At 46.1% G+C, this 21,944-nt stretch carries 23 protein-coding genes and 3 tRNA genes; 16 read left to right on the top strand and 10 right to left on the bottom strand.

Features of this window, described 5'->3' with window-relative positions:
- Window positions 1–29 precede the first annotated feature (29 nt).
- Complete coding sequence (locus tag B8987_RS08985; RefSeq protein ID WP_084661293.1) at window positions 30–806, top strand: flagellar hook-basal body protein; 777 nt, start codon at window positions 30–32, stop codon at window positions 804–806.
- Here the strand turns inward: B8987_RS08985 and B8987_RS08990 are convergent.
- Window positions 803–1,354, bottom strand: coding sequence for a lytic transglycosylase domain-containing protein (locus tag B8987_RS08990; RefSeq protein WP_020375775.1), 552 nt, complete (start codon window positions 1,352–1,354; stop codon window positions 803–805). The two genes, B8987_RS08985 and B8987_RS08990, sit on opposite strands and share 4 nt — an antisense overlap.
- An 89-nt stretch (window positions 1,355–1,443) precedes the next feature.
- On the opposite strand from B8987_RS08990, the gene B8987_RS08995 reads away from it, so the two are divergent.
- The 3 genes from B8987_RS08995 (at window position 1,444) to fliN (ending at window position 3,358) form a co-directional block, all read left to right on the top strand.
- Window positions 1,444–1,920 carry a flagellar basal body-associated FliL family protein gene (locus tag B8987_RS08995; RefSeq protein WP_020375776.1) on the top strand — a complete coding sequence of 159 codons (477 nt, stop codon included), beginning with the start codon at window positions 1,444–1,446 and terminating at the stop codon, window positions 1,918–1,920.
- Window positions 1,921–2,008: 88 nt separating this feature from the next.
- Window positions 2,009–2,914, top strand: coding sequence for a flagellar motor switch protein FliM (locus tag B8987_RS09000; RefSeq protein WP_020375777.1), 906 nt, complete (start codon window positions 2,009–2,011; stop codon window positions 2,912–2,914).
- 42 nt (window positions 2,915–2,956) lie between these two features.
- Window positions 2,957–3,358, top strand: coding sequence for a flagellar motor switch protein FliN (gene fliN / locus B8987_RS09005; protein WP_076006249.1), 402 nt, complete (start codon window positions 2,957–2,959; stop codon window positions 3,356–3,358).
- On the opposite strand, the gene csrA is transcribed toward fliN, so the two are convergent.
- The 6 genes from csrA to B8987_RS09035 are packed head-to-tail and all read right to left on the bottom strand — an operon-like array spanning window position 3,306 to window position 7,096.
- Window positions 3,306–3,575: a carbon storage regulator CsrA gene (gene csrA / locus B8987_RS09010; RefSeq protein ID WP_020375779.1), complete on the bottom strand. Its 270-nt coding sequence runs from the start codon at window positions 3,573–3,575 to the stop codon at window positions 3,306–3,308. The two genes, fliN and csrA, sit on opposite strands and share 53 nt — an antisense overlap.
- Complete coding sequence (fliW, locus tag B8987_RS09015; protein WP_020375780.1) at window positions 3,556–4,017, bottom strand: flagellar assembly protein FliW; 462 nt, start codon at window positions 4,015–4,017, stop codon at window positions 3,556–3,558. The genes csrA and fliW overlap by 20 nt, the downstream gene beginning before the upstream one ends.
- Before the next feature lie 34 nt (window positions 4,018–4,051).
- Entirely contained in the window at window positions 4,052–4,951 is a 900-nt protein-coding gene (flgL, locus tag B8987_RS09020; RefSeq protein WP_020375781.1) for a flagellar hook-associated protein FlgL, read from the bottom strand.
- Window positions 4,952–5,001: 50 nt separating this feature from the next.
- Window positions 5,002–6,408 carry a flagellar hook-associated protein FlgK gene (gene flgK, locus B8987_RS09025; protein WP_028963352.1) on the bottom strand — a complete coding sequence of 469 codons (1,407 nt, stop codon included), beginning with the start codon at window positions 6,406–6,408 and terminating at the stop codon, window positions 5,002–5,004.
- 17 nt (window positions 6,409–6,425) lie between these two features.
- Window positions 6,426–6,755: a hypothetical protein gene (locus B8987_RS09030; RefSeq protein WP_020375783.1), complete on the bottom strand. Its 330-nt coding sequence runs from the start codon at window positions 6,753–6,755 to the stop codon at window positions 6,426–6,428.
- A gap of 20 nt (window positions 6,756–6,775) precedes the next feature.
- Entirely contained in the window at window positions 6,776–7,096 is a 321-nt protein-coding gene (locus tag B8987_RS09035; RefSeq protein WP_028963351.1) for a DUF327 family protein, read from the bottom strand.
- Between the two features lie 238 nt (window positions 7,097–7,334).
- On the opposite strand from B8987_RS09035, the gene B8987_RS09040 reads away from it, so the two are divergent.
- Window positions 7,335–7,535 (top strand): Spo0E family sporulation regulatory protein-aspartic acid phosphatase, encoded by a 201-nt coding sequence (locus tag B8987_RS09040; RefSeq protein WP_028963350.1) that lies wholly within the window; start codon window positions 7,335–7,337, stop codon window positions 7,533–7,535.
- 22 nt (window positions 7,536–7,557) lie between these two features.
- Here the strand turns inward: B8987_RS09040 and B8987_RS09045 are convergent, their stop codons facing one another.
- Window positions 7,558–7,758: a Spo0E family sporulation regulatory protein-aspartic acid phosphatase gene (locus tag B8987_RS09045; protein WP_020375786.1), complete on the bottom strand. Its 201-nt coding sequence runs from the start codon at window positions 7,756–7,758 to the stop codon at window positions 7,558–7,560.
- 94 nt (window positions 7,759–7,852) lie between these two features.
- Window positions 7,853–8,068 (bottom strand): hypothetical protein, encoded by a 216-nt coding sequence (locus B8987_RS09050; protein WP_020375787.1) that lies wholly within the window; start codon window positions 8,066–8,068, stop codon window positions 7,853–7,855.
- 164 nt (window positions 8,069–8,232) lie between these two features.
- Here B8987_RS09050 and B8987_RS09055 point away from each other — a divergent pair.
- The 3 genes from B8987_RS09055 (at window position 8,233) to B8987_RS09065 (ending at window position 8,472) form a co-directional block, all read left to right on the top strand.
- A tRNA-Met gene (locus tag B8987_RS09055) sits at window positions 8,233–8,309 on the top strand.
- Window position 8,310: 1 nt separating this feature from the next.
- Window positions 8,311–8,387: transfer RNA gene (locus B8987_RS09060), tRNA-Met, on the top strand.
- 9 nt (window positions 8,388–8,396) lie between these two features.
- Window positions 8,397–8,472 (top strand) — tRNA-Lys (locus B8987_RS09065).
- 1,079 nt (window positions 8,473–9,551) lie between these two features.
- On the opposite strand, the gene B8987_RS19365 is transcribed toward B8987_RS09065, so the two are convergent.
- The gene (locus B8987_RS19365) at window positions 9,552–9,746 is read right to left on the bottom strand and encodes a hypothetical protein (protein WP_139793510.1); all 195 of its coding nucleotides are present in this window, start codon (window positions 9,744–9,746) and stop codon (window positions 9,552–9,554) included.
- Between the two features lie 250 nt (window positions 9,747–9,996).
- On the opposite strand from B8987_RS19365, the gene B8987_RS09075 reads away from it, so the two are divergent.
- From B8987_RS09075 to B8987_RS09110, 8 genes are all read left to right on the top strand, one after another.
- Window positions 9,997–10,968 carry a glycosyltransferase family 2 protein gene (locus B8987_RS09075; protein WP_176213207.1) on the top strand — a complete coding sequence of 324 codons (972 nt, stop codon included), beginning with the start codon at window positions 9,997–9,999 and terminating at the stop codon, window positions 10,966–10,968.
- A gap of 28 nt (window positions 10,969–10,996) precedes the next feature.
- Window positions 10,997–11,596, top strand: coding sequence for a glycosyltransferase family 2 protein (locus tag B8987_RS09080; protein ID WP_020375791.1), 600 nt, complete (start codon window positions 10,997–10,999; stop codon window positions 11,594–11,596).
- 311 nt (window positions 11,597–11,907) lie between these two features.
- On the top strand, window positions 11,908–12,792 hold the full coding sequence (locus B8987_RS09085; protein ID WP_176213208.1) for a hypothetical protein: 885 nt from the start codon (window positions 11,908–11,910) through the stop codon (window positions 12,790–12,792).
- A 1,431-nt stretch (window positions 12,793–14,223) separates the two neighbouring features.
- The gene (locus B8987_RS09090; RefSeq protein ID WP_084661296.1) at window positions 14,224–15,780 is read left to right on the top strand and encodes a purine-cytosine permease family protein; all 1,557 of its coding nucleotides are present in this window, start codon (window positions 14,224–14,226) and stop codon (window positions 15,778–15,780) included.
- A 43-nt stretch (window positions 15,781–15,823) separates the two neighbouring features.
- The gene (locus B8987_RS09095) at window positions 15,824–16,630 is read left to right on the top strand and encodes a putative hydro-lyase (protein WP_084661297.1); all 807 of its coding nucleotides are present in this window, start codon (window positions 15,824–15,826) and stop codon (window positions 16,628–16,630) included.
- Between the two features lie 32 nt (window positions 16,631–16,662).
- On the top strand, window positions 16,663–18,654 hold the full coding sequence (locus B8987_RS09100; RefSeq protein ID WP_084661298.1) for a hydantoinase/oxoprolinase family protein: 1,992 nt from the start codon (window positions 16,663–16,665) through the stop codon (window positions 18,652–18,654).
- 3 nt (window positions 18,655–18,657) lie between these two features.
- On the top strand, window positions 18,658–20,244 hold the full coding sequence (locus B8987_RS09105; RefSeq protein ID WP_242940653.1) for a hydantoinase B/oxoprolinase family protein: 1,587 nt from the start codon (window positions 18,658–18,660) through the stop codon (window positions 20,242–20,244).
- Between the two features lie 137 nt (window positions 20,245–20,381).
- Window positions 20,382–21,896, top strand: a complete 1,515-nt coding sequence (locus B8987_RS09110; RefSeq protein ID WP_020375804.1) for a PucR family transcriptional regulator — start codon at window positions 20,382–20,384, stop codon at window positions 21,894–21,896.
- The last annotated feature ends 48 nt before the right edge of the window (window positions 21,897–21,944 follow it).

Here is a 21,944-nt window from a genome sequence, read left to right on the forward strand (position 1 = left end):
CTACTGGCGAGTTGAAGGAGGAATGGAACGTGTTTAGTGTGATGAGTGCGGGGACGAGTGGTCTAGAAAGCCAAAATTTATGGCTAAATGCAATTGCGACCAATATCGCGAATAACCAGACGCCGGGGTTTGGCGAGCGCGTCAGCGTTCTTGCATCGAGTTCGGGCGAAAGACTCAGGCCTGCGCTTCGCGCTGTGGGCAAGCAAATCATCGAGCCGTCATTGTCCCTGACTTCCGGGGCCCATTTGGCAGAAAATGTGCCAGTATTTTCAAATCAGATGATGGCGACATCAAATCCCCATGATGTGGCCATTGATGGTAACGGGTTTTTTGTCGTAAAAACGGCAGATGGCAGCTTAGCCTATACGCGGTCAGGAACGCTTCAAACGGATAGCCAAGGCCATTTAGAATTACCTAATGGCAATGTGATGTATCCGCCGATTACCATCCCTGCGGGTTCGAGCTGGTATGTGACCCAAGACGGCACGGTGATGGCCGGCCTACCGGGTCAATCGTTTAAACCGGTTGGCCAGCTGCAAATCGCTTTGATTCCCAATCCTGCCGGATTAATTAGCTCAGGCTACAATCTCTATGGTTTAAGCGTGGCGAGTGGTACACCCGTGCTGGTAAAACCAGGCCAGAGAGGCGCTGGTCTGTTGCAAACATCCTCACTTAATGCCAGTGGGGTGAATATGGCTTCGGAGTTAACGGATTTGATCCAAGCGCAGGGGGCCTATCAAATGAATGCCAAAATTCTCGCTATCTCTCAAAGTTTAGACAAGGGGTTGACCCAAATTATCACTTAGGTGCTCTCTGGTGATGAGGCCAAGGCTTGATAAGTGGACAAGACCTTTTGGACATAATCTTGGGTCTGTTGGTAAGGCGGAATGCCTCCAAAGTGGTCAACCGCTCCAGGCCCCGCGTTATAGGCGGCAAGAGCGAGGGTCAAATTGCCATGGAAATTGTCTAAAAGGCTCTTGAGATACTCGGCACCACCTAAAATGTTTTGTTCCGCATTGTAGGGATTGACTCCTAAAGACTCTGCGGTTTGCGGCATGAGCTGCATCACCCCAATGGCGCCAGCTGAGCTTACCGCTGCCGGATTCAGTGACGATTCCACCGTCGCGACGGCTTTTAGCAGGGCGGGGGATAGTCCAGTACTCAAGGCAGCTTGTTGGATGGCTTGGTCAATCCCGGCAATGTTGCTAGGGCCAGACGGAGCCTCTTGGGAAGACCCGGGCAATAGCTGATTGGTTACATCGGTTAGCATGTTTTGGAATGGGGAATTGGATGAGGATGGCTGAAAGTCATTAAACAATAATGTTTCCAAGGCCCAAAACAATAATGGTTCCATAATACGTCTACTCCTCCTTGGTTTCAGTGTACAGGGAGTCATGACGGAACCTGTAAATTTTAGATGGATTTTTCAAGGAGGATTTCATTGTGAAAAAAATATTGAGCTATTTTCTAATTTTTCTTTTGGGTGCCGGTTCGGGTGCTGCCGCTCTGATTTTTGGAGATCCCTCATTGTTAAGCCACACTCCGAAGCCCGTCGTGGCGTCCCTGCCCTACAATCCTCTCACGGCAATTTCTGTGACCGAGACCGGAATTGAAAGTAACCTCGGCAGTTCAGGGCATTATGTGAGTTTTAATTTGGAATTCAATGTGACCAAACAGGCTTTAACGGCTCAAGGAGGATCACCAACGGCAGCCACAGGGGGAACGGGAACCGGTTCTCCCGAACTGGATGCAAAGATTCGTAACGATCTAATTACCCTGGCTCGGAGTACTTCGTATCAAGAATTTACGCAATCCGGCGGGATTTCGACCTTCAAGGATCAGGTACGAGAGGTTTTGGAATCCATTTTTGGTCCGGGAACCATTGGCCCGATTTACTTTTCATCACTCATGACGCAATAACATCAATTTAATATTTACCAGAATCATGTAGGAAAACACGAGGCATTGAAAACCCTGAGGAATTCTGCAGCAGAAGGGAATGAGATTGATGGGACTGGTCAAAGATCTGAAGGAAGTACGTCCCTATGATTTTCAAAGGCCACACCAGCTAAGCCGTTTACAACTTGACGCCATTACCTTGATGATGGAATCGTATTTACGGATGGCTTCGAACTTCCTCTCAACGTATTTGAGAACACCTGTGCAGATCCAACATATTAGCACAGAACAAATGCCCTATGAGCAGTATGTGGAAGGGGTAACCATTCCGAGCGTGCTCGCCTTATTTACCATCAATCAATCGGGTTCTGGACTCCTCGAGAGTTCACCGGAAGTGACCTTAGCGATTATTGACCGCGCTTTAGGTGGCCCAGGTTTCGGTCATTTTCCCAGCCGCGAGTTAACCGAGATTGAACAGACTATTTATCGCCGGATTATGGAACGCTTATTGAGCTTACTGGGTCAAAGTTGGTCATCGCTGATGCCGTTTGAAGCCCGCATCGACACGATCGAATATAATCCGGCATTCACCCAAATATCCTCTGAAGGGGATTTAGTGGTCGTGCAGCAACAACAAATTTCCATTGACAGCCACAAAGGGATATTGTCATGGGTGTGGCCATATCCCGCTATTGAGCCTTTTGCTCTTATGCTTGGACGTCATGCCTTAGGACGTGAAGACGATCAAGATGTGAAACCGAAAACCCAAGAAATGCTCAAGCTTTTAAGCCGCAGTTCGGTTCGCGCTGATGTGGTTTTGGGGCGTACCACGATTTCCCTAGGAGAATTTCGCCAATTGAAACCCGGTGATATCATCATCTTAAAAAATCGTTATGACAAGCCTTTAACATTGTCTTTGGCCAATCAGGAAAAATTCCATGTCGTGGCGGGTAAAGTCGGCGGCCATTTAGCTGTCCGAGTGACAGGACGGGTTAATCCAGATGATCAAGAATGATGACGCTATAGGGATGCAAACGAATAAAGGAGATTATCTCATATGAGTGAGAATAAAGGACGGTTAACCAAAGAAGAATTGCAGGCATTAACTGAGGGATTGGCAGATCATCCGGGGCTTGAGGCCCGCCCGGTAGAATTTGCGGATTTAGACGTGCCTCCTAAACCGGACCGGCCTGTTTCGCCCGTTGATTTTCTTTGGGATGTGCCTATGGATGTTGAGGTGGTTTTGGGCAGTACCGATTTATCTGTGCAAGACGTATTGGAAATTGGACCGGGATCCGTCATCGAGTTAGAGCGGACTTACGGGGAACCTGTTGATGTCTATTTAAATGGCCGCATTGTCGCCAAGGGTGAAGTGGTCATTATCGGCGAACAATTTGGTGTAAAGGTTACGGAGATTTTGGCTTCTTTTCCTGGGGACGAAGAGGAGTCTTCGGATTAGAGGCCGTTAAATCGGTTAGGGTTTCGGGAGGAACGGATAACGACGCCATTTGGTTATGTTGCTGGGCTTGAAAGAGCTCCTCGCGCATCACGGTGATGTGGCGGGGAGCTTCAATACCTAATTTCACTTGATCGCCTTGAATTCCTAGGACGACAATGCGAATTTCAGCATTGCCTATTATGAGCGCTTCATCAATTTTACGGCTGAGCACCAGCATTGTTTTGGGCCTCCCCAAACAAGGGATATTCAAACGGATACGGTAAGGATAACACAAATTGGCCGCCATGCCGCGTCTGCCGGTTAAAGATCAAGGGGCTTTTGAGATTAGCGGTGGCATAAAGTCCTTGCCCATTTGCGGATTGACCTACCGTACATATACATAGAATAGCCCAAAATTCGGGATTGCCCAATCCGGGAACTTCTTCCTCTGGTACCACATAATCCGGTTTAAACGTGAGCGGATCAATCACAATAAAGGCTAGTTGAGGATCGGTCACCGATTGCAAGTAAAGAAAGGGACTCTCGGGGTGATGGGGCAACAAAACAAATTGCCGGTGCTTGGCAAAGCCTAGTATTTCTTGGTCCATCACCAAAATATCCGATGCAGATATGGTAATTTCACCATGAAACCGGGTTTGAATGGTCTCTTTTGTAATCATGCTGTAAGACTCCCTTTTTTACACCCCCTGGATTTTAGGGGTGAATGAAATTGAGCAGAGACAAGGGCAAAATTTGCGCACCACTTTGTAAGGCCGCTTGATAGGCTTGTTCCTCTTGAGCCAACTGTACAGTGACGGAAGCCATATTAGCCCCAGAAATTTGCGCAATGGTTTGATTGAGATTGAAGCTCAAACTTTGCAGCTGGGTTTTAGTTTGGTTAACCCGTTCGAGTCGCCCGCCAACAATACTTTGAGCGGTGGAAAGATAGCTCTGATCAGTTTTAAGCGTGCTGATATAAGTTTGAGAGGCGGAAGCTCCCTGGGTAATAGCCAATTGTAGCCCGCTGAGGTCGTTGTAGATAGTCGCGAAATAATTGGAACCACTGGGTTGACCGACGTTTTCATTCCCCGTTAGATTCACCGTGACTGAACTACTTTCACCAATTTGAAATGTTTGAAGTTGCTGGCTGGTAGGAAAATTGGTTGTTCCTGAAGAAGAAATCGGGGCTGTTTGGCTGTTGTATCCGTTAAAAATGTATGTTCCTTCATAACGCGTATTGAGAAGCTGACCGAGTGCTTTTTGAGCTTGCTGAACTTGAATCGCCAACGCTTCCCGGTCTGTGGCTGTCAGCGTATTATTAGAGGCTTCCACGGCAATATTTAAGACATTTTGCCAAATTTGCTGCATATTTTGTAATGCGCCACTGGTGGTGTTAAGCCAATTTTGAGCCTGCGTCGCCGCCGTTTCATAGGCTTTGGTTTGGGCTAAAGCGGTATTCAAATTCATGGTTGCCGTTACCCGGCTTGGACTGTCTGACGGGACTTGAAATCTTTGACCCGTTGACGCTTCTTCTTGTAATTGGCCAATGCGTTGATATTGAGTTTGGACGTTTTGTAGTAAGGTGTTCATCAAGACGATTGGAGTAATTTCCATGTTACATAGCTCCTATCAGAATAGTTTTATCACGAGGACGGGTACATGTTTTATCCAACCGCTTGTAATAAGCTGGTCATGATTGTTTGTTCGACACTGACCAGTTGTGCTGCGGCTTGGTAACTTTGTTGTTCTTGAATGAGATGCGCCGATGACTGGTTAAGATCGACTCCGGTTGCAGATTGCCTAGCATTTCTTAATGCCTGTAATGTGGAATTAGCACTGTTATATTGATTCTGAGCATGCTGGCCGTCATTGCCTACTTGTCCGACAAGATTCGTATAGTACTGGCTAAAAGTGTAATTACCCAATGTCGATTGTGTGTCATAGACCAAATTGGCAATAATTTGGGCATTGCTTCCATCATTCGGAGAATTAGGATTTGACGCTGCGGCAATCCCTTGAATGGTCAGTTGGGGATTGACTTGAATAGTACTGGCGGTAATGGCTCCGGAAGTGGGAACCACAAAGAAATCGCCACCTTTTTGACTACTGTTAAGCTGATAGCCCTGGGTTTGTTGGCTGTTGACGGCATTAGCTACGGATTCGGCCAGTGTGTTCAGTTGCGATAAATAGTTTGGGATGTCGATACTTCCGGCTTTGATGAGCCCTGCTAACTCACCATTGGTGAGTCCTGTTGAACTATTTAGCGGCTGATTAGGATTGTCATTCAAATAGACTTGATCAACACCAGAGGAAGAAGCACTGGGACCTGTTATGAGGGAATAGGCCTTTTGATTGACCACCAGGGCATTGCTTCCTAAATAGATGTTTACAGTTTGATCAGGATTTACGGTGTAAGATATATTGACCAATTGACTCAATTGGTCCATTAAGAGTCCGCGCTGGTCTAATAACGCATTAGCGGTTCCACCCGAACCACTGACATTGGCGATTTCTGTATTGAGTTTTGCGATTTGACTCGTAATAGTGTTAATTTTTCCCACCATGCTAGTCACGGAATTATTGAGATTTTGGATTTCTTGATTCAGCTCATTGCTCATGGTGTTAAAGGTACTGGCTAAAGATTTTCCTTGTTCGAGAACCGCTTGTCGCGCAGCGAGGCTGGTGGGCGTTTGCGATAAGGTGAGCCAAGCATTAAAAAAATTTGTCATGGCCTCAGATAATCCGCTGGCGGAAGGCTCTTGAAAGACATTTTGAATTTGGGACAGCGCGGTATTAAGACTTTTCCAATAACCCATAGAACCGAATTGGGTTCGTACACTCCGTGATAAAAAAGCATCTTGGGCTCGTAAAATGGCGTCGACGCTGACTCCTTGACCTTGTAAGGTGCCGTTTAGATTGGCTGCAGGAATAGGGGGTGTTTCAACCAGGTTAGCGGTTTCCCTGCGGTAACCAGGAGTAGTAGCATTGGCCATGTTGTTACCAGTGACCTCCATGGCCAATTGTTCAGCAGCCAAACTGCGACTGGCGATATTTAAAATGGTAAAGGACATGTCGTGGTCTTCTCCTTTTACAGATCCATATTGAGCGCTTGGGCGCGGGTATCACCCATAAGCATCCGTACAAAGTCACAATATCCTAATTGTGTTTGTAAAACGTCATGCAAAAATTGTGTACGCTCCTGCCACCGCATGGCATGTTGACCAATAATTTTCCGCTGTGCCTGACTTAAAGTGGCGAGATCTAACAAATGTTGGTTGATGTAATTGAGCGGATCCAATTCCTCTTGTAACAGTTGGACCAGGCGACTTGTGTCACGACTTGTTGCCGCGTCAATTTTTTGTTCTGTTAACGTTTCTAAAGTCATGAGATGGTGCATTAAGGCATCAAATTCGTTCATGGCTCTCCTGCCTTTGATAATCACATCAAAATGTCACATAACAATCCGCGAATCAGCTCAAGCCGTTTCATCACAATGTGTAGGGGTGACGGGGTCATTAAGGCTTGACGCAAGCGCTCTAATTCCTTATTGACGGCTTGGACACGCACCAGGTAGCGAAAATGCCCTAATGGAGAAAAATATCCCCCAGCTTTAACCTGATGCGCCTTTAATGCTTCTTCCAAAAGCTCTTTCACCGTCTTCACATATCGGTTCACACTCTCGAGACTTAATTGAGCGATAACTTGCTTTTCTTGGGCATCGAGTCTTGTCCAGACGTTTGAGACGTCACGGGACGCCATTTGTCTCGAGACCGTCTTATCTGCCATATGAGGTTCATTAATTCGTGAACCTGTCGAGAGTCTTTTGGCCTGCATAAATTTATTTTACGGGTAACGCCTGGGAGAGTCGAAATTTAGCGAGGAATTTGGGGCAAAAAAAAGTTGATGAATGGCAGATTTTTGAAGGAAATCTGTCAAAAAATCGCGAATTCTAAAGGTTAATGAACAACACTACGACATATAAAGAGGGTATATTCCTATGAGAGAGGAAGCCGAACAGATAATTCTAGACCGTATCTCAAAACTTAAACGAGAACTAGACCGAATCTATGCGAGCACTTTGGATATTTATAATCGCGATTTGATGGCTGTAAGTCATGAAGTCGATCAATTATTAGTACGGTATTTACGTCGGCAGCCGTTAGTTTCTGAACAAGCAGAACGGATGGCCGGTGACTAGTGACTCTTCATTTGGGGAATGGTTACCCCAAGAGGGCTTCTTGACCCTGTTTTTGCCAATATTGTTGAACAGACACAACATATTCGTCGATTTCTTGGCTTACAGCCAATACATCAGGATCTAAATTGCCTTTAATTTTGGCCAAGGTGCTTAACACGCCTTGGAGTAAACGGATATGCTCAATGGCACGACGATAATCGCTGGCGTTCCGTAGTTGATTCACGGCTTGTCTCTCCTTTCGCATTGTTGACTGACAAGAGTATACCACGATCTGTGTAATAAACAAGATCGTGGTATATTTGGAATAAATTGCTATTTTATTTCATGCCTAATTGTTGTTTAAGCCAGTAAGCTAAAATCTCGGTAGGACCTACACCATTTTGACGTGCTGTCTTTCGAAATTGATCAAACATCTGAAACACTTCCGTCCGGGCTTCGGCATGCCCCTCAGTAGGCTTGACTGAGACATGAATACCTTCAGGATTTTTTTCTATACTAAAGTCATAGCCAGCAAGACGCGTCTTGCGGATCATAAAATTCCCTCCTTTTATCTTTGGGTTCATGAGGTCGACTGTTGATAATATTTAGTGTAGCATAGAAGATACTAAATCGTGTGAGATGATTTTGATACCTAGAGTTGTTGACATTTTGCGACTGGGTACCTATAATGATCGTTGTGCATTGAAGACATATCTGCCGCGGGGTAGAGCAGCCAGGTAGCTCGTCGGGCTCATAACCCGGAGGTCACAGGTTCAAATCCTGTCCCCGCAACCATGGCGGCGTAGCTCAGTTGGTTAGAGCACACGGTTCATACCCGTGATGTCGGTGGTTCGAATCCACCCGCCGCTACCATAAATATGCGGGCGCGTAGCTCAGTTGGTAGAGCAGCTGACTCTTAATCAGCGGGTCCACGGTTCGAGCCCGTGCGCGCCCACCAGATGAAATTCAGATACCGCAATGAATTGCGGTTTTTTATTTTGCGGCTAAGGAAGGCCGAAAAATGGTTCACGGGTCCAAGAATAGACAATGCCACAAGCAATACATCACATGCCAAAACAGTAAGGATAGCGGAATAAGAGCTACGCATTACGGTTAGGTAGACTTTAACCGATAGTTCGAATCGAAGAATCCTGTGCGGGTCCGCCATTAACCCACATCATGGCTTGGGCTTCATAGTAGTCTGCATTTAAGTTTGTTATGCTACAGCTTACTTCTGAGTGTTGCGTAACAAATGATTTTTCCCATGGTTGATCCCTATGGGAGGCGGCGTGGCTTGACCCAAATAAGTATTCCACCAATTGCTTCCTCATACCAAAGATATGCTCGCGCTTGCAATTGCGCTGATAGGTTATACGATACAGAGCCCTTGGCATCTACAATATCAGTGGTTCCGTTGCGGATGTGGGGATTAGCGATATGAATGGGACACTTGAGGCTTGAGGCACAACAGCAGGAACGATAGGAGATGAATACTAAACGCAAGCATAACAGGGCTAGAAGAAGTAGCTCCAATGCCTAAAATGCTGGAAATGATCATTCCCACAAATAGTTGTTTGAATGAGCAGGTAGGTTGGGACTTTCATAAACATCTTCTCGTAATGGCGTATATTGCTCATTTTTAAGCTTTGTCAGCTTCGGCATCCGGATCGTAAAGTCCTGCAAAGCTTTTCCAAATTTTTTCTGATCAATCTGGAACATGCCCACAAAATACGTCATCAGGGATGGGGTGCGCATTGATCTCCAGTGAATCGACAATAATATCCCATTGACGCCCGTTAGACCCTTCGCTCGTCATCCGTCGACAAAACCCGGTGCGCCGATCGACCCACAGTTGAAAGACATTGCCGCAATCCGTAAGTTCTTGATCCCGGTTCCAGTCCACGGCTCACCAATCTTTTATCAGGTCTGGAGTGCGTAGGGCTGCGCCTTGTGGATCTAATCCCGGTCCTGCGAGCAGGTGCACGATATCGTTTCCATATACCGCGTCCGGCAAGGGAGCGTACCATGTGTTCGCCGTCATCGCGAATGAGGCGACCCAGCGGGATTCAGCCATAGCCACAAATGGGCGTTCTCTTTGGGTGTTAGATAGGGGCGTCCCCACGATAAGGGATCTTGAGCAGTTAATTGCTGCGCCTGAGCCTCTTGAACCGTACCGGATCTTTTGAACACGATTGATGATGCGATGTTTGAGAAGTTGGTGGACGACATCACGATCGTTCTCCCGAATTTCGGTCAGCGATTGAATGTCATCATGTATGTGGCGAATTTTGTTGGATTCTGCATTGTGGCGTAGTGTATTATTGAGTACAGACGTGATTGGTTTCCGTAAACGTTTTGATGGGTAGACTTTAACGTCAAGATGCTAAGGTACTTATTGTAATTTGGGCATCAAGAATATAAATCATGACTGAGGTATTATGTCATTAATGCAGTGAATCAGGAACATCGGGGAGAATGGACTGTGGACTCCGTAAGTGTAGTTATTCCTATTTACAATCAGGCACATCTCGTGGCGCGCACGATTGAATCATTAGCGGCTAATACCAGGCAACCAGATGAAATCATCATTGTTGATGACGGATCGACAGACGATGTACAAGAAGCCATTCAGTCATTTCAGACGAATAGTCCTTTTACTATCCGATTATTGAAAGTTCCCCACGGAGGACCAGGACGGGCACGGGAAGCTGGGTGGAAAGCGGCCCAGGGAACCATTGTTGCCTTTACCGATGCGGATGCCGTGCCCGCGCGGGATTGGTTAGAGCAGGGACTGAAAGGATTTACTGATCCACAGGTCGGTGGTGTTGAAGGTGCTGTGGAAAGTGGCGGCAATGCGACGATTTTTACCCATCAAGTTCATAATCGCTTTGGTCGGCAATTTATGACCGCTAATATGTTTTACCGCCGTTCTGTTATTGAAGCGGTTGGCGGCTTTAAATCGCCGTACCGAGAAGATTCTGATTTAGCTTTTTCGGTTTTAGGTGCCGGTTACCGAATTGTCTTTGTGCGCGATGCTGTTGTTTTTCATCCACCGAGGCAGGAAACCTGGTGGTTTTATTTTTCCAAGGCCCACCGAAAACGTTACGAAGGATTTCTCTTTCGCAATCATCCTGACATTGCCCCTCGGTATATTCCTCGGTTTCAACCCACGGAATTATTTATTGTTTTAGGCGAGTTATTGTCGTTGTTAAGCCTGTGGTTAGGATTATGGTCTTTGAGCGTCGGCCTTTTGTCCTTGCTAATTGGCTTACCCAAAAGATTAGCTGATTGGTTAGATGGCCGTAAATATAACGCACGTGATTACCTTACAGCATGGATTTTAACGCTATTTTTAGTCCCGGTAGAGTTTTATTACCACTGGTTAGGAATCTTAAAACCTCCCCCGATTCCTAAAGAATTACGCAAATCCACTGTGAAACTGGAAAGTCACTAGGCAATCGAAAGTTAACGAGGGGTGGAATATGGGTAACGGTAAAGTCGCTGTGACAATTCCGACGATGGGTGCGACTCACTTAGTGGATACGTTGGCTAGTTTACCTCCGGGACTGCCTCTTTATCTTCGAGATAATCGTGAAGATAATTGGGGTGTGGCGAAAAGCTGGAATTGGGGAATTCGTCAAGCATTGAAGGATGGGGCACAGTATGTGTTAGTGCTTAACGATGACGTACGATTGGCACCAGGCTTCATCGATCGATTGGTGGAAGATTTGCAACGTGATAACGTGATCTTGGCTAGTGGAAGACCGGATCACGTCGAAGTGAGTCCACCCACTAGACGACTTGCCATGAGTGCCTTTTTGTGTGACCACCGACTTTTTGATGAAGTTGGCGAATTTGACGAATCGTTTTGGCCGGCTTATTTCGAGGACGATGATATGTTACAACGTATTCGTAATACGAATCGCTGGAGAACATGGTTTGACAGTGAAGCGGTATTCCATCACTGGGTGAGTTCAACGATAAATGAGTTTCGAGCTATTCGGCGAATGAATCGGAGTTATTTCAAGCAAAATCGCGAGCGATTTTTTCAAAAGTGGGGTTTTTATCCGCGTGAGGAATAACGTGAAGATCAGGAATATGTAAGTTGTTATGCTCTTTATCATGTTTCTTGCGTCATGATGAATTTGTGTTCGGAGGTATTTATCGTCCTCGCGACGAAGTGTTTCATCTAGTGTTCTGACACACACCAAGCTGACTGATTCTTAAGCACGAAAAGAGTCTACGGTTTAAGAGATTCTCATGGTTGGCTAAACGGTTGGATACATTAATGTTTATTTTCTAGGGTTGAAAAAGATGGAGTGATGCTATGATGTCGACCAACAAATCATTTCAGGGTTCTATCCCTTATTCGTTATCTGTGGCTCCACCTCCCATGGCGACCGAATTATTAATGAGCAAAATCGGGAGACTTCTGCAACAAGAAAATTTTAACTCTGCGTCATTGGAGGATCTGAACAAATTTTTATTGTCAGCGGAAGCACAAAAAATGCTTTCAGAAATGGAAACGGACGAGCCTAAGGAAAAAGCTCGAGAACTGGTGATGCTGGCGTGGGAAAGCCAAAAACCGAGACGATATGAATTGGCAAAACAGGCTTTATCCATGAATCCTCATTGTAGTGATGCCTATTTAATTTTAGCGGAAACTACCAATACATGGCGTAAGCAGAAAAGATATTTTGAACAAGCTGTCGTTGCTTCAGAGAATCTCATTTATGAATATCAAGAGCTAGCAAAACAAGATGAATCTCCTAATTCTTTATACGGCATTGTAGAAGTACGGCCGTGGTTTCGCGCCAAGCTGGCCATGGGGCGAATCTTGAGTGATGGTGGGTTGTTGGACGAAGCACGTGCGATATTTCTTGAAATCCTTAAGTGGGATCCTGAAGATCATTTGGGTGTGCGGTACGATTTAATCCGTGTCTTGCATGAGCAAGATGATCTGGATGAGCTTTCAGCTTTATTTGTTCAATTTGAAGACGACACAGGAACTTTCTTAGAATATGAACGGTTGTGGCTTGCGATCCGTAGACAACGCGTGGATGCCGAAGAATACCTGCAGCGTGCTAAGCGGGCTAATCCCCATTTCTTGGCAATAGTGATGGAACCGTACGAGAACGTCGATACCGAATTTATGACGATAGGAAGCCGAGAAGAAGCCGCTCTTTACTTTAATTTTTCTGCTTCTTGGTGGGGACAAGATATAAACATTTTGAAATGGGTCATAGATCATTGGTCCAATCAATCAGCCTCGTCATAGAAGAAAAATCCTACCATTCATCATGATGTCGAATAAACCCGGTCTGATTGATGCAATGTGTATGAAAAAACTTGCTAGATCAGCCATTGGCGATTGGATATTATCGCGAACTAACTGGAGCCTACTCAGGCTATTCGTATTTCTTGATTGATCAACCACAAGATCACCTTGAGGGATAAAGAACCTATTTCTGTTAATCGGGGTCTCTACCTTAATGCGCTACGTCCGGGTAGAAGGGTGCCCTCTTATGCACCGCAACTCCTGTAGAACTCAGCGTGCGGATTTGCCGCACTTGGCTCTTCGACCAGAGATTTACAAAATGATGTACTTGGGCAAGGCAGTGTAAGGAATTGATAGCTTGGGCCGTTTCAACGGGAACCGTCGTAGGATGCTTAGGAGCGCTTCCTACTTCACCTGACTCTTTTGACTGCGCCGACGGACCATACGGTACCAGTAACGCACGACCACATGGTAGAGTTGCTTTTGGCTCCGATAATTCCCGGCTATGCAAAAGTGAGAATTGTGGCCTTGCAAGAGTTGATTGATGAGAAGCCTTGGGCTCATGAAGAATCTTATGCATTCACACGATTTCGGCCTACGCCCTCCCTGTCTGCGCTGCGTGGTCGGATCAAGACTCGGTGCAGATCCGCTGGCTAAGCTTTACTCTGACCACTATTGCAGGCGGTATGTGTTCCTTGAGCTTATAAGGTGCAACCGCCGATAACGCATTACGGGCGCCGAGAGACACTCATGAGCCGGATGTGCTGAAAAGGTTTGACGATAATAGATCTCTGTCAGATTATTATAGTGATAGTGCTCTTCCCGCCTAGCGCGCAAGCAATGCGAACCCGGTGAGCATTGCCAGCATATTACCAAACCGCATTACGGACTGAACGAAAAAGTCATCAGCCAGTGGTTTCGGATCCTGGTGGCGGTGGGAAATATCTGCGCTCACTTTGCCCGCCTGTATCGCTGACCCCCACGTTTCCGCCTAAGATCTGTGATAACGGTCTGGCGTTCCGTAATGGATTCGCGGTTGAAGTATAGCCTGATGACTGAGAAATTGTGTTGATGGGAAAGAACACGTTATTACAATGTAAGAAAAATTCGGGGATGGATTAGCAAGATGATATTCCCAAAGCTCACCATAGATTTCTCTAGCTGAGTTGGACCTAGGTGCCAAGCTTTTTGTTTAATGAATAAAAATGCACAAATTATTCAGGTGACCATTTTCCTATGGGTCATTCTTTGTTAAGATGACAGCAAATTTCATTATGCTTTATAATGATTGTGAAGATGTCCCAAATTTCATTCATTCCTCTTGATTCTATTGATTCCATAAGTATACGGTGAAATAGAATATCGTTTAGGTTGTGAATGGCGTCTTCCCAGATCTGACATAAATCATCATTCGCATCGGAGGAGATTATTGTGGCTCAAAAATCTGTTTCAGCAAAAGATCGCCGCGAAGATTATGCATTACGATATGTTCCGGAGAGTTTTCGCTTATGGCATTGGTCGAGTATTTTTAGTGTCTTTATCGGGGTATCTACGGCCATGTTTTTTCTTGCGTGGGGTGGACAGTTAACCTTAGAATACGGCACTTGGCCAACAATTTGGGGTATGGTCTTTGGAGTGGTGTTAATTGGCTCTGTTGGGTTTTTCTTTAGTTGGGTTGGCAGTCGGACAGGTCTTGATAGTGATTTAATCACCCGGGGCAGTGGTTATGGATTTATGGGATCAGCCATTGCGTCATTAGTGTATAGCTTTAATTATTTAATGTTCTTTGCCTTTGAAGGTTCCATACTTGTTGCAGCCCTTCAAGCAAGTGCTCCTCATGTCCCCGTTATTATCTGGGAGCTCTTGATTGGCGTAACGTTTTTGGTATTGGCTATTTGGGGAATGAGTTTTCTAAGTTGGCTGATGTGGATTACCTTGCCGATTTATATTGTGGCGGTCTCGTTAGTATTTTATCATGCAGCACATGTTAGCCATCCCATTGCCTGGTTATCCTACAAGCCAGCAAAAGCTCCTTCGACGGTGGCAGGCCCGGTGTTTCTACAACTGGGAGCAACGGTTTTTGCACTGATTAGCATGGCTACACAAGGCGCGGATTTAGGCCGGTTTGTACGCAAAAAAGATCAGTTAGTGGGATCTATTTTTAACGGTTATGTTGTGATGATTGTGACATTTTTAGGCGTTGTGCTATTAGGATCGTACTTCGGATTGGAATTTCATCAAACCAATCCCGGGACATATTTTAGCAGTGTCTTGGGGATTGGCGGCATGCTGACCGTTATTATTACGCAGCTACGGATTAATACGATTAATGTCTACTCTGGGTCTTTAGCGTATTCTAACTTCTTTTCGCGTGTGTTTCATTTTACTCCGGGACGGCAATGGTGGGGAATTTTAACAGCGGTCTTAGGCACTTTGCTTATGATGGGCAATATTTTCGCGCATATGTTACAAGTCCTAACGTTCGAGGGCGTATTTATTATTGCTTGGGCTATGAGCGTTGTATCCGACACCCTTTTTAATAAGTGGCTTCTTAAGATTAATACCCGACCCTATGAATATAAACGGGCCTTTTTACCGCATTTCAACCCTGTCGGCGTAGGGACTTTGATCTTGGCGCTGGTAATCGCGGCTCCTTTGGCTTTTGGGGTTGCGGGACCACTTGGAGAAAATTTGGCGCCTTTTGTTTCGGCGGCATTGGGACTCATATTCCCTCCAGTGATTGCTCTAGCCTTGAAAGGTCGCCCCTACCGGATCTCATCGACCGCACAGGTGCCGGTTACGAGCCAGCCAACGCTGGAATGTATTTTGTGCCACGAAGAATTTGAGACCGTTGACATGGTCATTTGTCCGTTTCACGAGGGCGCTTTATGTTCGGTATGCTGTGGGTCTAATGCTCAGTGCCATGATGTCTGCAAAACCGAAGGTGTGATGGTACAGACGCTGACCGTAGAGCAACCTTCAAGCTAGTGCGTTTTCATCATGACATTGGCGAAAGGAGAGGCAAGTGACGATGACGCATTTGGGTGCTCTTACTTCTCAAGAAGCCAGGGGACTTATTCGGGAAGGTCAGTGGGTTGGACCAACCTCGGGCATCGCATTAGGCTATGTGCAAGCAAATTTGGTCATCTTGCGCAAGGACATCGCTAGGGACTTTTACACGTTTTGCCAATTGAATCCAAGGCCCATGCCTTTACTAGACATGACTGAGCCTGGCGATCCTATCCCGCGGAATGTGGCGAAAGACGCGGATTTACGAACAGACCTGCCTCGTTACCGCGTTTACCGGCAGGGAGTTTTAGTGGATGAACCGACTGATCTTCGGGCGTTGTGGGAAGATGATTTTGTAGCATTTGTATTGGGGTGCAGTTTTACCACAGAACATCAGCTCCTTGAACATGGTGTGCGTTTGCGTCACTTGGAACAAGGACGTAACGTTCCCATGTTTAAGACCGCTATGCCGTGCCATGCCTCCCAATCGTTTCATGGACCGTTAGTCGTTTCCATGCGGCCCATTGAGCGCACTCAAGTCTCCCTCGCCGAGGAAATCACGAGTCACTATCCTTTAGCACATGGCGGACCGATTCACATTGGGGATCCGGCTGTTCTCGGGATTGCTGACATTTGTCATCCTGATTACGGAGATGCGATCGAATTACAAGATAACGAGGTACCGGTGTTTTGGGCTTGCGGAGTGACTCCGCAAGCCGTTATTCAAGAGATGGCGCCAGATATCGCCATTACCCACGCCCCGGGTCATATGTTTATTACGGATTTGCGAGATGATCAAATTCGTGATAGGAGATCCCTGTTTCATTAAGCCGAAGGCTAAAGCGTGAAGGATGATAACAGATGGCAGAAACGATTGTCACCGTAGGGATTGATATAGGAGGCACTTTTACCGATTTTTGGGTTTTTGATGGGCAGAAAATTAGGCAGCATAAAGTTTTGTCAACCCCTGGTAACCCCGAGAAGGCCGTTTTGCAAGGTCTAAAAGAACTTGAGATTTTACAGCTAGCCCTTATTATTCATGGGTCGACCATTGCTACCAATGCCTTTTTGGAGCGTAAAGGTGCCAAAGTGGCTTTAGTGACGACCCGAGGATTTGAAGATGTGTTAGAGATCGGCCGACAAAATCGCATTGGCATTTATGATCTACACGTAAAAAAACCTGATGTGCTCGTGCCTCAAGAAGGCCGTTTTGGTGTAACGGAGCGCATGGACTGGCAAGGTCAACCTCTTGTTCCTTTAACACAGGAAGAGATAGAGAAATTAGGGAAGAGGCTTCAGAGCTATAATCCTGAAGCCATTGCCATCGTATTTCTTCATAGCTATGTCAATGGGGTTCACGAAGAGCACGTCGTGACGTCGTTACGGCAACAGTATCCTTATGTGTTTGCCTCTTCGCATGTGAATCCTGAGCACCGGGAGTATGAACGAACCAGTACAACTGTCATTTCAGCCTACGTCGCTCCGGTCGTTTCCCGTTATTTAGAACAGTTGTCCGAGACCTTGGGCTCATCATTGCGTGTTATGTCTTCGGCCGGAGGATATATGTCGGCTAAACGCATCATAGAACAACCCGCTGCAATGATGCTATCGGGCCCCGCAGGAGGTGTCGTGGCAAGTTTTGAACTGGCACGGGCTCTTGGATATGAGCGCATTGTCACTTTCGATATGGGAGGGACCAGTACGGATGTGGCCATGATTCAGGGGCGCATTCCGATAACGCGGGATATGGAATTTGATCACCTTCCCTTGCGCTCGCCTATGGTGGACATTCACACGGTAGGGGCTGGAGGGGGATCTATGGCCTCGTTTGATCGCGGGGGCAATCTTCGAGTAGGACCGCAGTCGGCAGGGTCTTTTCCGGGGCCTGCGTGCTATGGCCAAGGCGGAATGACGGTAACGGTTACGGATGCCAATTTTCTTTTAGGACGATTAGATCAAGACAATTTTCTCGGCGGCAAGATGATACTGGATCGAAACGCTACGCACCAGGCCTTTCAAACATTGATAGATCAAGGTCTAAAACATGGAGTAGAAATGACCGATGTTGCATTGGCCGAAGGGATTATAGAAGTTGTGAACGCGGCTATGGCCCGGGCTATACGGCGGGTGACTGCTATGAAGGGTGTCGATCCTGCACAATTTGTACTATTAAGTTTTGGAGGAGCTGGGGGGCTTCATGCTGCAGATCTCGCAGCCATGCTGGGAATCCAAGAAGTATTAATTCCTCCTGACGCAGGAACCTTTAGTGCTCAAGGTTTAGCCCGTTCTCAGGCGTATGCGGATGCGCTGGCGAGCGTTTTGAAACCCACTCATGACCTCACTTTGGAATATATTCAAGATCTTCTAGAAAAACTCGCGGATAAAACGGTGAAGCAATTGGCAGATGATGGACACCGGGCTGAGAGCATTACGTCTTTCTATCATCTTGATTTACGCTACCAGGGCGAATCTTATGAGATTTTAACCCCGTGGCAAGGAACATTGAAAGACACGGTCGATATGTTTCACCAATTACATGAGCAGTATTATTTGCATAAAGAATTGTTGACACCTGTAGAATGTGTGAACCTTTATGTGCGGTCGATTGCCGAAATGCGCACGATTCCCCTTCCTTTATGGCAGAATTCCGCCGCTGCTAAGCCGTTTGCCCATCGCCCCATGGTATTTAAGGGGGAATCCCTGTCGACTCCTTGTTATCGTCGGGAGGAATTATCGGCGGACCAACGTATTTTCGGGCCAGCTCTCGTTATTGAGCCTGCGTCGACGATTCTCATTCCTCCCCATTATCAAGCGACAGTGGACCATTACGGCATTATTCATATAACGCAATGAGGGATGATCACTGTGAATGCGGTAAAGCTGGAAGTCTTTAAACATTTATTTCAAGCGGTAGCTGAAGAAATGGGAGAAACCTTAAGACGAACGTCTCATAGCCCGAATATTAAGGAACGACGTGATTATTCGTGTGCAATTTTTGACGCTGATGGAAAGACCATTGCGCAAGCTGAACACATGCCTGTGCATTTAGGGTCCATGCCGCAAAGTGTGGCAGAAGCCTTAAAGCAGTTTACATTGCAGCCCGGTGATGCGGTCATTTTAAATGACCCTTATCATGGCGGAACACATTTACCTGATATTACCGTAGTTGAAGGCGTTTTTGTTGATGGACATGAGGATGCTGTCTTCTATGTGGCCAACCGCGCCCACCATGCGGATGTGGGCGGAATAAGTCCAGGAAGCCTTCCCATTGCGACCGAAATGTTCCAAGAAGGGCTTATTATTCCGCCAATTTTGTTAAAACAACAAGGTGTAATGAATGATGGTGTGCTTCAACTTATCTTGCGTAATGTTCGCACACCGGAAGAGAGATTGAGCGATTTATCGGCACAATTGGCAGCTAACCGTGTGGGGATTAGGCGGTTGTTGTCTTATGTTCGTGATCATGGATTACAGACAGTTACAGCGTACGCTCGAGGACTTCAAGACTATGCAGAACGCGTCACGCGAAGTCTTATTGAGGATATTCCTGATGGAACTTACCGTTATGAAGATTTTTTAGACGATGACGGTCAAGGCACTCACCATATTCCGATCCGTGTAACCATCGAGATTAATAAAGACCATGCGACAGTCGATTTTTCCGATAGCGCGGGTCAGGTGGCTGGCAGTGTAAACGCAGTTCGAGCTATTACGGTTAGTGCTACGTTTTATGCGTTCCGGGCGGTTGTGGACGAAGAGATTCCAAGCAATGAAGGAGGCTTTCGCCCTCTCACCATTATTACGAGGCCAGGAACGATTGTTGATGCCACCATGCCTGCCGCTGTGGCTGGTGGCAATGTTGAAACCAGTCAGCGTATTGTTGACGTCGTATTGGGAGCTTTAGCTCAAGCCCTACCCCGAAAGATTCCGGCCGCGGGACAAGGCACTATGAATAATCTGACTTTAGGAGGTGTGGATCAACGCGATATCAGTCATCCCCGTGCTGTTGCCTATTATGAAACCATTGGTGGTGGTGCCGGTGCAGGTCCTACTTGGGACGGGGTCAGTGGTGTCCATGTTCATATGAGTAATACGATGAATACACCGATCGAAGCATTAGAACGGGAACTCCCCTTGCGTGTACGGCGGTATCAAATTTCGCGGAAGAGTGGAGGCGTAGGAAAATTCAAGGGTGGAGACGGGATCATTCGCACCTACGAATTTCTCTGCCCAATGACTGTAACGTTACTGAGTGAACGCAGGGAGCAAGGACCATACGGATTAGCGGGTGGAGAAGCGGGCAAACCCGGAGAAGCATGGTTGACCACAATTCATAGCAAGACCTCTACTAAACTGCCAGGAAAATGGCACGGAACAGTACACACAGGAGACGTGTTGGAGATTCGGACGCCCGGCGGGGGAGGATGGGGGAAGAAGGACTAAAATAACGAATATCTTTGTTTCGATTGCTACGATAATTTGATAATTTTGGGAAAACTTTTTATGAACATAACGGTTAGGATAAATGTAACCTTCCTATTTCGTTGTATCTGTGCATTACCATCTGGAGGAATAACACTGTGGCGACCACTATGAATTTGAAAGATTTGTTAGAAAACGGCCACGATCAAGATATTCAATTACTAACCCGAAAACCAGTCAATTTAATCCGGCCTGTCTCCGATGTTCGCCTATTATTGGATTTCTCCATACAGAATATACACGAGGCGCATATTTTATGGATTGTACCTAGCGTGATGAAGTCGACGGTTCTCTGGGATAGTTTGTTATTACAGATTGCCAGTAATAATGGAGCAGGGATGATAATCCCTCCAGGTCAGATTTCCGAAGCGACTATTCTATTGGCTGAACGGCTTTCTATTCCGATATTTACGGTGCCTTTATCAAAGATGGATTATGTTGTCCATTTTATTTGGTCCCGGCTTGCTCAAAAAGAGATGCTCCGATTACATTGTGATCTTGAAAAAATTAAGGAGATTACCTCCCTATGGGAAATGGCGAAAACAACCAATGATTTCATCAAAGAACTCTCTCGTCTAGGAATTTTTGTTCGAATAAATAATTCCGGTGAGTCGAAGAACCTTTTGTCGGATTTCAAGGATGAGATGACCATGTCCATAACATGGGGACGAGGACGTGGTGTACAAATTCAGACAGCACCCGGCATTTCTTTGTCGGTTCTTCAACATATTCGGTTATTAGCTGGTATTCTTTTAGATCGTGAAGCTGGTGAGATAGAATCGGAGCTGCGTCATCGATCGGAATTTTTATTAGAGCTCCTTGTTGATCCGCGAATACCGACGGGCTCATTGATTCATGCTGCTAAACAATTTCAGTTGGATTTAGGTCGTTATCACACCGTTGTATTATGGGATCTCGATTCGTTTCGAGACTTTATTAAACAAGGTATCCCAGAATCGTCTGTGCTACGATTAAAATCACAACTTTTTCAACAAATCGAAAGGGAGGCTCGTCTGATTTTTGGTCATGGACTGGTGCTTCCCCATTCTGATGAGTTTGTCTTGATTGTTGAATCGCCAGAAGCGTTAAATGCACTGAATGTTATGCAAGGAATGTCTTATGTACATGAAGCATTGAGACCGATTTTACATCGATTTCATGTCCCTGGAATAACAGCTGGCGTTGGCTTTTCCTATAATGGAGTTCAAGGAATGCGCAAAAGTTTCGAAGAGGCTCATGAAGCATTGGTAGTCGGGCGGTCACGTCACGGATTTGGATCCATTACTCATTTCAAAGATATTGGAATCGAACGGTTTTTATATGGTTGGATAGATTCTCCCCGATCTAAATCATTATCTGAAGATTTCCTGAAACCATTATTGAATGAACCAAATGCTCAAGAATTACTAGAAACCTTGGAAATATATATGGAAAGTCGAGGTCGTTTATCGGTTGCTGCTGCTCAATTAAAAATCCACAGGAATTCTCTCCGCTATCGCCTGGATCGTATAAGTCATCTACTCCATGTCGACGTGGATGATTCAACTACCCAACTCGTTCTTCAGCTCGCTTTGAAAGCGTTAAATATGGAAAACAAACTGCACAAAAAATAAAAATGTTGTTCGTGCAGTTTGTCGAATGAATCCTCCTGTTTTTTCTCG

Origin of the sequence: Sulfobacillus thermosulfidooxidans DSM 9293 (genome assembly GCF_900176145.1) — a bacterium.
GTDB classification, from domain to species: Bacteria; Bacillota; Sulfobacillia; order Sulfobacillales; family Sulfobacillaceae; genus Sulfobacillus; species Sulfobacillus thermosulfidooxidans.